Raw genomic sequence first — 11,649 nt, forward strand, 5'->3', positions numbered from 1 at the left:
GTCCAGAGGCTACATTTGGCTACCATCACCCAGGGAAGCCTATGACATCCGCACCCAGCTATCAGGAGATCGAGCGCGCCGCCAAACACCGCGACCTTGCTGTGCTTGGCGCCCTACACCCGCGCCATAACCCAGTTCAGGACCTGAAGGGCGGTACGCTGGTCCTCCTAGGCCTTCTGGGGGCGGAATGCTGGACCCGCATCACCGGCGCGCCGGAGTTCAGAGATGCTGCGGACGATCCGCTGGACCGCTGGTCTGAGCGGATCATCGACGCCTTGGCGACAGATACCGGAGCCACCGCCCACTACCCCTTTGGCGGGCCGCCCTATACGCCCTTCATCAACTGGGCGCTGGCCTCGGGGCGGGCTTTCACATCCCCGTCGCACATGCTGGTCCATGATACGGTTGGCATGATGATCTCGTACCGGGGAGCGCTTCACTTGCAGCAGGAGATCGATCTACCACCGCCTCCTCTGGCGCAGTCCCCCTGCGACAGCTGCGTGGCCAGACCCTGCCTCAGCACCTGCCCGGTACAGGCGTTGGTGGCGGGTGGCCCCTACGGTGTTACCGCCTGCCACAGCCATCTGGACACCCCGGAGGGCGCTCCTTGCCTTGAAAACGGCTGCCTTGCCCGGCTTGCCTGCCCCCTCAGCCAGGGGGCCGGTCGCGACCCGGTGCAATCGGCCCATCACATGAGCTATTTTCACAAGACATGACCTGCACACTTATTCTGACCCGCCACGCTAAATCCGCCTGGGACACCAGCGCCCCCAGCGACCATGCCCGCCCCCTGAACAAACGGGGCCGCGCCTCGGCCAAGGCATTGGGCGACTGGCTGCGGGACATCGATCAGTTGCCGGGACAGGTGCTTTCTTCCTCTTCGCAGCGCACGCGGGAAACCTATCAGCTGATGGATCTCTTCGCACCGGCTATCTTTACCGAACGGCTGTTCCACGCCAGCCCGGAGATCATCTTTGAGGTTCTGAAACAGGCCGAACATCCGCGAACCATGATCCTGTGCCACAACCCGGGCATTGCCGCATTTGCCCATGCCATCGTAAGCCATCCGCCAGACCATTCGCGATTTGACGACTACCCCACCGGCGCCACGCTGATCGCCCGCTTTGACATCGACCGCTGGAGCGATCTGACCTGGGGCAGCGGCAAGGTGGTGGATTTCATCGTGCCACGCGAACTTCTGGGCGCCTGACCCCCCACAAAAGAAAAACCCGCCGGAATATCCGGCGGGTTTCTTATTGGTGCAATGATCGGGAAGATCAGTGACCCAGGATCTGGCTCAGGAAGAGCTGGGTACGTTCGCTTTGCGGGTTGTTGAAGAAGGCCTCCGGCTCATTCTGCTCAACGATCTGACCCGCATCCATGAAGATAACCCGGTTCGCCACCTGACGGGCAAAACCCATCTCGTGGGTCACGCAAAGCATGGTCATGCCCTCTTCCGCCAGTTCGATCATGGTGTCGAGCACCTCTTTGATCATCTCGGGGTCAAGCGCCGAGGTCGGCTCATCGAACAGCATGATGCGCGGCATCATGCAAAGCGAGCGCGCGATCGCCACACGCTGCTGCTGACCACCGGACAGCTGGCCCGGGAACTTGTTGGCTTGATCGGGGATCTTGACCTTTTCAAGGAAATGCATCGCCCGTTCTTCGGCTTCCTTCTTGGGCGTCTTGCGAACCCAGATCGGCGCCAGCGTGCAGTTTTCCAGAATGGTCAGATGCGGGAACAGGTTGAAGTGCTGAAAGCACATGCCAACCTCGGACCGGATCTTGTCGATGTTCTTCAGATCCGACGAAAGCAGCGTACCATCCACGGTGATCGACCCCTGCTGGTGTTCTTCCAGCGCATTGATGCAGCGGATCAGTGTCGATTTACCAGAGCCGGACGGGCCGCAAATCACGATCCGTTCGCCTTCATAGACCGTCAGGTTGATATCGCGCAGCACGTGAAAGGACCCGTACCACTTGTTCATTCCGTCAATGGTGATCGCGACTTTGTCGGATACCTGCATTTGTGAAGTGCCAGTCATGTCTTGGCCTCCTTATCGGTGATCGGTCGCAAGGCGGCGTTCCAGCCATTGCGAGTATTGTGAGATGCCGTAGCAGACGACAAAGAACAGAGCGGCAGCGAAGCCCAGAAGCTCCCAGTAGACGCCATTCCATTCGGTCGAAGCGAGGATCGGTCCGCGGATCATACCCACCAGGTCGAACATCGAGATGACCGACACCAGCGTGGTATCCTTGAACAGGCCCACGGCCACGTTGACGATGCCCGGGATCGAGATCTTCAGCGCCTGCGGCAGGATGATCAGACGCATTGCCTGCGGGTAATCGAGCCCCAGCGAATCCGCCGCCTCATACTGCCCCTTGGGCAGGGCCGCGAGACCACCACGGATCACCTCGGCGATATAGGCCGCGGAGAACATGGTGATCATGATGACCACACGCAGGAACAGGTCCACGGTGGCATCAGGCGGGAAGAAATAGGCCAGCATCACCGACGCCACGAACAGCAGCGTGATCAGCGGCACACCGCGCACGAACTCGATGAAGACCACGCAAATCCATTTGATCAGCGGCATGTCAGACTGACGGCCCAGCGCCAGGGCAATGCCCAGCGGCAGGGACAGCGACACGCAGGTCACACCCAGCATCAGGTTCAGCATGAAGCCCCCCAGGTCACGCGAAGGCACCGCTGGCAGAATCGCATTGTCCGACGCTCCTTCGGGGATCAGCAAGCTGCCCAGCCACCAGATGATCAGGGCTGCAGCAATGCCACCAAAGAAGCCCGCGGCGAAGGAACCCCGTCCATAGATCTGGAACACCACGCCGCCAACGATGAACCCCAGAAGGGCCAGGATCGGCGCCATGATTGTGCCACCCCAGATCAGCCAGAAGGCAATAAAGGGATAGAGCGCGGTGAAGATCAGCATCTTACGGGGCAAATCGAAGAACAGCACTGGCGCAATCGCCACCAGCAGCAGAACCAGCGCTAGGTTCGGGCGCCAGTAGAACTCTGCCGGGTATTTGAACCCGTAAAGAAGCTGGTGCCAGCGTTCGGTAAGAACCGAGAAACAGGCGCCGACCTTGCCATCCAGAACCTCGCGGCACTCATTCAGCGAGTTGGTCGTCCACACGCCATTCACCAGCCAGGGCACGGTGTTCTGCAGGATCATGTAGATCAGGGTCAGCGCCACAAGGGTCAGGATCCCGTTGGGAATGCTGGAGAACAGATTTTCCCGCAGCCACCTGACCACGCCAGCCTGACTGGCAGGCGGCGGTGAGGGCGGAATGGTGCCTTCGGCGACAAAGGCAATCTGATGGGTTGTCTTGTCACTCATGGCTTAGCGCTCCTTCAGCTTCACGGAGGCGTTGTAGATGTTCATCACCATCGAGATGACCAGCGATGCCGTGAGATAGAACAGCATCAACAGGAGTACGCATTCAATTGCGCGTCCGGTCTGGTTGAGGGTAATGCCGCCCAGGGTCGCGGTGATATCCGCGTAGCCCACGGCGATCGCCAGCGAGGAGTTCTTGATGATGTTGAGATACTGCGAAATCAGCGGCGGAATGATCACCCGCAGCGCCTGAGGCAGAATCACCAGGTTCATGATGCGCCCGGGCCGCAGTCCCAGCGCGGCTGCCGCTTCGGTCTGGCCCTTGGAGATCGCCTGGATCCCTGCCCGCACGTTCTCTGCAATAAAGGCACCGGTGTAGATCGAAAGTGCGAACCACAGTGCGATCAGCGGACCGCCGATCTTGATACCGCCCTGGAAGTTGAACCCTTTGAGTGCGGGAACTTCCCAGGTCAGCCCCATGATGAGCATCAGCAGGATGAATGGCACCAGCCAGACGCCCAGCACCATCAGCAGCGTCTTGGGGCGCACGCCGGTGGCTTCCTGTTTCGCGGTCGCCCAGGTCTCGATCCGGCGGGTGACGAACAGCGAGCCGATCAGAACCGCCAGCACCAGAACCCAATTGAGGGCGGTGGACGCAAACAGACCGCTCTCGAACCACGGCATCGGAATGTAGACACCCCGGTTGGTGAAGGCGAAGAGATCCAGCAGCATCGTCGAATCCGGATTGTCACCGCGGAAGGCCCGCGGTCCCGGCAATACGGCGGTCATGATCGTAAAGATGATGATGATCCAGATCAGAACCGGAATGTTGCGGAAGATCTCGACGTAGACCGCCATCAGCTTGGAGACGAGCCAGTTGTTGGACAGACGCAGAACGCCGGCGATCACGCCGAAAATCGTCGCCGTAACGCAGGCAAGGAAAGCAACCAGAAGCGTATTCAGAACGCCCACAAGGGCGGCACGCCCGTGGCTGTCCTGGTTGTCATATTCGACAAGCCGCTGGTTGATATCATAGCCGGCGGGATTGCCCAGAAAGTCATAAGAGATGTTGAGGCCCGCGGCGCGCAGGTTCTGGATCAGGTTATTCCCCAGATACCAGATCGAAAGTGCAAGCAGGAGCGCGGCAATCGCCTGAAAGGTCAATGAACGATAGCGGGTATCGTTGATCAACATAGACAGCCGGAACCCGTCCTGTGGAGGGTCAGAGAGAGTTGACATGTAAAGAGATCCCCGAGGCTACAGATCTGTGTCCCGGCAGGGTTTTCCCCTGCTCCGCAGAAATCCGAAGCTCATTTTTTTCAGATAGGAAAAGGGCGCAGGATATCCTGCGCCCTCTCCGTTTTGTGCTTACCGGAACGGCGGCGAGTACAGCAGACCACCTTCGGTCCACTGTGCGTTCAGACCACGGGCCAGACCGATCGGGGTGTCTTCACCGATGTTCTTGGCGAAGACTTCACCGTAGTTACCGCCAGCGGCGATTGCGTTCTTGGCCCAGTCAGCCGACAGACCCAGCATCTCGCCCAGGGTACCTTCGGTGCCCAGCAGACGGTTGATTTCGGGGTTGTTGGTGCCTGCGGACATTTCAGCCAGGTTGGCCGAGGTCACGCCCAGCTCTTCGGCGGTGATCAGAGCGTTGAGGGTCCAGCGGACCACGTCGCCCCATTCGTTGTCGCCGTGGCGGACAAGCGGACCGAGCGGCTCTTTGGAGATGATCTCGGGCAGCAGCACGTGGCCTGCCGGATCGTCAAAGGTTGCGCGGGTCGCGGCCAGGCCGGATGCGTCGGTGGTGTAAACGTCACAGGCGCCAGCCAGATACTGCTGCTGTGCTTCGGCGTTGGTTTCGATCGGAACCGGCTCGTAGCTGATGTTGTTCGAGCGGAAGAAGTCCGCCAGGTTCAGCTCGGTGGTGGTACCGGTCTGGATGCAGACGGTTGCGCCGTCCAGTTCCTTCGCCGAGGAAACACCCAGGTCCTTGGGAACCATGAAGCCTTGGCCGTCGTAGTAGTTCACGCCGGTGAATTCGAACTTCAGATCAACGTCGCGCGAAAAGGTCCAGGTGGTGTTACGCGCCAGCATGTCGATTTCACCCGAGGCCAGAGCCGTGAAGCGGGTTTTGCCGGTGGTCGGCACGAATTCAACAGCGGTCGAGTCGCCCAGAGTGGCCGCAGCAACAGCGCGGCAGACGGCGACGTCAAAACCTTCCCATTCCCCATTCGCATTCGGAGCAGCAAAACCGACCAGACCGGTGGTGACGCCGCAGTTCAGTTTGCCGCGGGCTTTCACATCGTCCAGCGTACCGGCAGCAGCTGCACCAGCTGCAATCCCGGCCACGGTCAGCGCGCCCAAAAATACGGATTTGTTCATTTTTACCTCTTCCTGATGTTCCACCTGTACTGGTGGTTTTTTTCCGCCGTTAGCCATACCGGAACGACGGGATCTAGGGAAAACACCTAAATCACAGGGAAGTTTGGGCGGATTCATAAACGAACGTCAAGGGCTGGATCACCAAATTCGATGGACGCATAGCGAACAGGGGGGCGATTGTTAAAATTTTTCGCTCAACCGTCCCGCTGTGATATTTCCTGTCTCACGTCCTATCCCGGCGGCTGTCTCAACCCGAGAAATCGTAGAACCGTTTAGCGTGCAAAAAAGAATCACGCTTCAGCTCTGCTGTGGTTTGCGCCTCTTCATCGACGCCCCACTGCTCTTCCTGCCAGCGTTCATCCAGCCGGGACAACTGCCAGATCTCCTCGGCGTCGCGCCAGTCCATAGCCGCGGCAAATCCCAGGATCAGAGACCCCGACATCCCCACGAGATCGTGAAACCCAGCGAGCTGAAATGGGGTCATCCCATGCACCCGGGCGCGCAGGTCAGCAATAGTAGCCGCATCCTGCGGCTGATGAAGAACACCGCTGCGCGGATGCAAGCGTGCGCCCAGGGTCTGATGCGCCCAGTCGAGCGCCGGATCCCATTCCTCTGCCTGACGCGCGACCAGTTCCTTCGGGCTGTCGGCCCGGTAGCACAGCAAATCGGAATCGCCATATTCGGCCAGCATATCGGCCACTTCGGCGTGCTGATGGGTCACCTTGTCGATGGCAGCATTGGCCGAGCGGGTAAAAGGCATGGTGGCGGGATTGACCGATTCGGTCTGCGCGTCCCACTCCGCTGCGATGGCTTCGGCCATCTGCTGCGAGGGGACTTCAAGCAGCGCCTTCGCCGGGGTTTTGACCCGGCGCCCGTCCAGCTCGACGGTATAGCCGTCATCCGTCTCGGCGATTGCAGTCGCTTTCCAGAATCGTTTCGGTGCCCATTCGCTCATTGTCTTATGCCTTCCAGATCTTCTCTAGCAGCGGTTCCAACTCGGTAAAACTGCCGATCATATGGTCTGCCTGCAGCCGCTCTGCCGGGTGATAACCCCAGTCCACAGCGATGGTGGTGACCCCGGCCGCGCGGCCCATATCCATATCAAAGCTGGTATCGCCGATCATCACCGCATGGTGCGCATCCACTCCGGTTTCAGCGAGCGCCGTCAGCACCATCGAGGGATGCGGTTTGGACGGGTGGTGATCGGCCACCTGCCGGGTCACGAAACAGTCCAAATCATGCGCCGCAATCAGCGCATCGAGGCCCCGCTGTGATTTCCCGGTCGCGACACCCAACAGGTATTCGGGCACCGCGTGCAGGGCGTCCAAAGCCTCCCGTGCGCCCGGAAACAGCGGCGAGTGCCCCGCCCCTGCAGCCTGACGCGCCGACATATAAGCCTGCTTGTAGCCATCCACCAACGCAGCCTGTGCCGTTGTTCCCGCCTCGGGCGCCAGCTGCGCCATAGCCTGCGGCAGCGACAGCCCGACGATCGACAGGACCGCATCGCGCGAAGGTGCGGGCAGATCGACCGTCGCAAAGGCCGCGCTCATCGCGCCGGTGATGGCCGCCTGACTGTCGGCAAGGGTGCCGTCCACATCGAACAGCACCAGCCGCAGCGGGGCACTCATAGGAGGCCCTCGAACGGATCCTCCGCCGCCAGATCCTCGGTCCAGCCAAAGGTATCCCAGCTGTCTTTCATATGCTCGGGCAACGGCGCGGTGACCGAGATCTGCTTTTTCGTCACCGGGTGCTCAAACGCCATCCGGCGGCAATGCAAATGCAGCTTCTTGCTGATGATGCCACCCAGTTGTGCGCCCCAACCGTCGCCCAGGTTTTCCTGACCCGAGCCACCGTATTTGCCATCGCCGACAATCGGATGGCCGATCTCGGCCATATGTGCGCGCAGTTGGTGGGTGCGGCCAGTGACCGGCTCCATCGCCACCCAGGAGGCGCGCCCCGCCACCCGGTAGAGCGTGGCATAAAAGGTATGCGCCCGCTTGGCGCCTGGCGTGCTGTCGATCTCGGAAGGGTGCACCGCGATCATTTTTTCGCCTTCGCCGCTGCGACCATGGCCGCCCGCCTTTACAAGACCGGCCTTGATTTCGCCCAGGTACGGCGTCGGAACGCCGGCAACCAGCGCCCAGTAGATCTTGCGCGTGTTGCGATGGCGGAAGGCGGCGGTCAGCGCCTGCGCGGCTGCCCGCGTTCGCGCCAGAACCAGTACACCCGAGGTATCCTTGTCCAGCCGGTGCACCAGTCGGGGCTTTTCATCATAGCCAAAGCGCAGAGCCTCGGACAGGCCATCCACGTGTTTGGTGGTGCCACTGCCGCCCTGCACTGCCAGCCCGTGGGGCTTGTTCAGCACGATGACATCGTTGTCTTTGTAGATCACGCAGGACTGGATCATCTTTGCGTCAGCATCCGAAATCCGCCGCTTTTCCGGCGTGATCGGCTGGTGGTCGGCCGACGGCAGCGGCGGCACGCGCACGGACTGCCCGGCCTCAACACGGGTGCTGGCCTTGACCCGGCCACCGTCAATGCGGAGCTCACCCTTGCGGCACATCTTCTCGATGCGGCCCTGGCTGACATGCGGGAACAGGCGCCGCAGCCAGCGGTCCACGCGCTGGTCCGCATCCTCTTCGGTGACGGTGATTGTCTGAACGCCGCTCATGCGAAAACTCCTCTGGCGGCCATCAGGCCCAAAAACAGACCGCCAACAGACAGTCCCACAGACAGCACAATATAGAGAGCCGCCTGCCCCATTGCACCCCGTTCGATCATATTCGCCGTCTCAAGCGAGAAGGCCGAGAAGGTCGTGAAGCCGCCCAGCATGCCAGTCATCACAAAGGGGCTGAGATGGGTCAGCCCCTTGTGTGCGGCGGTGACAGCAAAGACCCCCATGATGAAGGAACCGATCACGTTGACGGTGATGATGCCCAAGGGAAAATCGCCATGGCCGAACAGTCGGACCACGCCGAGCCCGGTCAGATAGCGGCAGGCGGCCCCAAGGGCGCCGCCGAGGGCGACATATAGAACGGTGAGATACATGCGCGGTCTGTCGCGCGGCGGGCCACGGATGTCAAGTTTTCAACGCGCAAGGCGGCCAAACGCAAAATTCATGCCAACCTTCCAGTGGGTGGATGTCTTGTCAGACCTGCACGCCCCCTTAGTTTGTCAGCCATCCACTGGGAGGAGACCCTTATGCCATCTCGCCGTTCCTTTCTCGCCAGCCTTGCCGCGCTGCCGCTTTTGCCCCGCAGTGGCTGGACCGCGGCGCCGGTTCAGCTGGCGCTGGCGCCCCTGCAGCAGCAGATCGCGCCCGCGCAATATGGCAAGACCGATCTTTGGGGCGTGAATGGCAGCATGCCGGGGCCGGCCCTGCAGGCCCGGCAAGGGGACCGGCTGAGGGTTCAGGTCAACAACGGGCTGCCGCAGGCAACCTCGATGCACTGGCACGGCATCCGCATTGATAACGCCGTGGACGGCGTGCCGGGGCTGACGCAGGACCCCATCGCGCCGGGCGCAGAGTTCACCTATGATTTCACCCTGCCGGATGCCGGGACCTATTGGTATCATTCCCACGCCCAGTCGGTCGAACAGGTGGAGCGCGGCATTCAGGGCCCACTGATAGTGGCCGAACACGACGCCCCCGATGTGGATCAGGATCTTGTACTAATGCTGGATGACATCCGCCTCATGCAGGATGCGGCGGTGGACCCGGTGTTCGACCACCCCCATGACATGTCCCACGCCGGGCGCATGGGCAATGTGATGCTGACCAACGGCCAGATCGAGGCGCGCTACCCCGTGCAGCAGGGCGACCGGCTACGCCTGCGGCTGATCAACAGCGCCAATGCCCGGATCTTTGCCCTTGGGCTGCAGGGGCTGACAGGTTGGATCATGGCTTATGACGGCATGCCTCTAAAAGCGCCGGAAGAGATCCCAGACCAACTGCTGCTGGCACCCGCACAGCGGATCGACCTGATCGTCGATGTGACGGCCGACGCGGGCGAGGATGCCTTTCTGGTGCAGTTCGAACGCGATGGCGGTTACGCGCAGGCGAGCTTTCCGGTCTCTGCCGGAACCAAGAGCACCCGCAACATGCCCGCACCGCTCCCACCCAACCCGGACCATGCGATCACCCTCGGCAATGCGCGCAGTGCGATCCTGCGCATGGAGGGCGGCGCCATGGGCGGCATGCGGGCCGCTGAGTGGCAGGGGGAGACGCAAGGCATGCGCTCGCTAGCGCAGGCGGGTCAATTCTGGGCGCTGAATGGCGTGGTCGGGCGACCGGACGCCCCGCTTGTGCGCGCGTCCATTGGCGAGACGGTCAAACTCACCATGATCAACGACACCGCCTTTCCCCATGCGATGCATCTGCACGGCATGCATTTTGCCGAAGTCCTGCCGGGCGGCGGGCTTGGTCCCCTGCGCGATACGCTGCTGATGATGCGCGGGGAGACGCGGACCGTCGCCTTCAACGCCCACAACCCCGGCAAATGGCTGCTGCATTGCCATATGCTATCGCATCACGCGGCGGGCATGGGCACCTGGGTCGAGGTCACCGCCTGACCTGATCCGCCCGTCACCCGGTCAACTGTTCCGCTGTAGCCGCAGCTTGGCAAAGAACTCGGTCCGCCGTTTCAATTCCCGTTCAAACCCGCGCTCGACGGGCTGATAGAGAACCGGGCGTTTGACGCCTTCGGGGAAATAGTTCTGCCCGGAAAAGCCATCCTCGGCATCATGATCATACTGGTAGCCCGCGCCATAGCCCTGTTCGGTCATCAGCTTAGTCGGGGCATTCATGATATGTTTCGGTGGCGGCGTGCTGCCCGTTTCCTTGGCCAGACGCCGGGCGGCCTTGTAGGCCATGTAGCCCGCATTGGTCTTTGGCGCGAGTGCGAGGTAGATCACCGCCTGCGCTAACGCCAGCTCCCCTTCCGGGCTACCGAGCCGTTCGTAGGTCTCCCAGGCTTGCAGACAGACAGCCTGCGCCTGCGGGTCCGCCAGCGCGATATCCTCGACCGCCATCCGGGTCAGCCGCCGGGCCAGAAAACGCGGATCCTCGCCGCCCTCCAGCATGCGCGCATACCAGTAAAGCGCCGCATCGGGATCCGAGCCGCGCACGGATTTGTGCAGCGCCGAGATCAGGTTGTAATGCTCTTCGCCGGATTTGTCGTATTTCGCCGCCCGCCGCATAAGCCGGGTCGCCAGCGCCTCGCGCCCGAGCGGCGCCTCAACCCGCCAGGCAGAGACCTGTTCGATCAGATTGAGCAGCGCACGCCCATCGCCATCCGCCATTTCTTGCAGCGCGTCGCGCGCATCGCCGGTCAGCGGCAGCGCCCTACCGAGCTCCTTCTCGGCGCGCTGGGTCAGCAGTTCCAGATCCGTCAGCGGCAGGCGTTCCAGCACCAGCACCTGCGAGCGCGACAACAGAGCGGCATTCAGCTCGAAACTCGGGTTTTCGGTAGTGGCCCCGACCAGAAGGATGGTGCCATCCTCCATATGCGGCAGGAATCCGTCCTGCTGCGCCTTGTTGAAACGGTGGATCTCATCAACGAACAGCAGCGTCCCCTGCCCGTTAGCGCGCCTGTGCTTGGCCGCCTCGAACACCTTCTTCAGATCGGGGACGCCAGTGAAGATGGCCGAAATCTGCACGAAATGCAGGTCTGTTTCCTTGGCCAGCAGACGCGCGATGGTGGTTTTCCCCACGCCCGGCGGCCCCCAGAACACCAAAGAGGACAGTGATCCCGATGCCAGCATGACACCCAGCGGTGCCTCCGGGCCCAGCACCTGCTGCTGTCCGATCACCTCGGACAGGGAGCGCGGGCGCAGACGGTCCGCCAGCGGCCGGTTCGGTTCTTCGCCGCCGGTGGGTTGCGGCGCGTCGCTGTCAAATAGATCTGCCATG

12 protein-coding genes are annotated in these 11,649 nt (G+C 61.7%); 3 read left to right on the top strand and 9 right to left on the bottom strand.

The features are described 5' to 3' along the window. Positions 1-41 precede the first annotated feature (41 nt). Positions 42-716, top strand: a complete 675-nt coding sequence (locus AAFO90_RS13785) for a ferredoxin (protein ID WP_347509750.1) — start codon at positions 42-44, stop codon at positions 714-716. Continuing rightward, positions 713-1,210, top strand: coding sequence for a histidine phosphatase family protein (locus AAFO90_RS13790; RefSeq protein ID WP_347509751.1), 498 nt, complete (start codon positions 713-715; stop codon positions 1,208-1,210). Before AAFO90_RS13785 ends, AAFO90_RS13790 begins: the two co-directional genes overlap by 4 nt. 67 nt (positions 1,211-1,277) lie before the next feature. Here the strand turns inward: AAFO90_RS13790 and AAFO90_RS13795 are convergent, their stop codons facing one another. The 8 genes from AAFO90_RS13795 to crcB all read right to left on the bottom strand — a co-directional run bounded on the left by AAFO90_RS13795 (position 1,278) and on the right by crcB (position 8,786). Beyond that, complete coding sequence (locus tag AAFO90_RS13795) at positions 1,278-2,045, bottom strand: amino acid ABC transporter ATP-binding protein (RefSeq protein WP_065271436.1); 768 nt, start codon at positions 2,043-2,045, stop codon at positions 1,278-1,280. 12 nt (positions 2,046-2,057) lie between these two features. Then, a complete protein-coding gene (locus AAFO90_RS13800) occupies positions 2,058-3,356 on the bottom strand; it encodes an amino acid ABC transporter permease (RefSeq protein ID WP_274830240.1) in 1,299 nt (432 codons plus the stop codon). A gap of 3 nt (positions 3,357-3,359) precedes the next feature. Then, positions 3,360-4,592, bottom strand: a complete 1,233-nt coding sequence (locus AAFO90_RS13805; RefSeq protein ID WP_347509752.1) for an ABC transporter permease subunit — start codon at positions 4,590-4,592, stop codon at positions 3,360-3,362. 129 nt (positions 4,593-4,721) lie between these two features. Beyond that, on the bottom strand, positions 4,722-5,738 hold the full coding sequence (locus AAFO90_RS13810) for an amino acid ABC transporter substrate-binding protein (RefSeq protein WP_065273588.1): 1,017 nt from the start codon (positions 5,736-5,738) through the stop codon (positions 4,722-4,724). A 247-nt stretch (positions 5,739-5,985) separates the two neighbouring features. Beyond that, positions 5,986-6,693: an ATP12 family protein gene (locus AAFO90_RS13815; RefSeq protein WP_347509753.1), complete on the bottom strand. Its 708-nt coding sequence runs from the start codon at positions 6,691-6,693 to the stop codon at positions 5,986-5,988. Positions 6,694-6,697: 4 nt separating this feature from the next. Further along, positions 6,698-7,366 carry an HAD-IA family hydrolase gene (locus AAFO90_RS13820; protein WP_347509754.1) on the bottom strand — a complete coding sequence of 223 codons (669 nt, stop codon included), beginning with the start codon at positions 7,364-7,366 and terminating at the stop codon, positions 6,698-6,700. Next, positions 7,363-8,409, bottom strand: coding sequence for an RluA family pseudouridine synthase (locus AAFO90_RS13825; RefSeq protein ID WP_347509755.1), 1,047 nt, complete (start codon positions 8,407-8,409; stop codon positions 7,363-7,365). Before AAFO90_RS13825 ends, AAFO90_RS13820 begins: the two co-directional genes overlap by 4 nt. Beyond that, positions 8,406-8,786, bottom strand: coding sequence for a fluoride efflux transporter CrcB (gene crcB, locus AAFO90_RS13830; RefSeq protein ID WP_347509756.1), 381 nt, complete (start codon positions 8,784-8,786; stop codon positions 8,406-8,408). The genes AAFO90_RS13825 and crcB overlap by 4 nt, the downstream gene beginning before the upstream one ends. Positions 8,787-8,939: 153 nt before the next feature. Between crcB and AAFO90_RS13835 the strand changes: the two genes are divergently transcribed. Next, entirely contained in the window at positions 8,940-10,310 is a 1,371-nt protein-coding gene (locus AAFO90_RS13835; RefSeq protein ID WP_347509757.1) for a multicopper oxidase family protein, read from the top strand. A gap of 21 nt (positions 10,311-10,331) precedes the next feature. Here the strand turns inward: AAFO90_RS13835 and AAFO90_RS13840 are convergent, their stop codons facing one another. Beyond that, complete coding sequence (locus AAFO90_RS13840; protein ID WP_274834270.1) at positions 10,332-11,648, bottom strand: replication-associated recombination protein A; 1,317 nt, start codon at positions 11,646-11,648, stop codon at positions 10,332-10,334. Between the last annotated feature and the right edge of the window lies 1 nt (position 11,649).

Source organism: Phaeobacter sp. CAU 1743 (assembly GCF_039839315.1).
Classification (GTDB): Bacteria; Pseudomonadota; Alphaproteobacteria; order Rhodobacterales; family Rhodobacteraceae; genus Phycobacter; species Phycobacter gallaeciensis_A.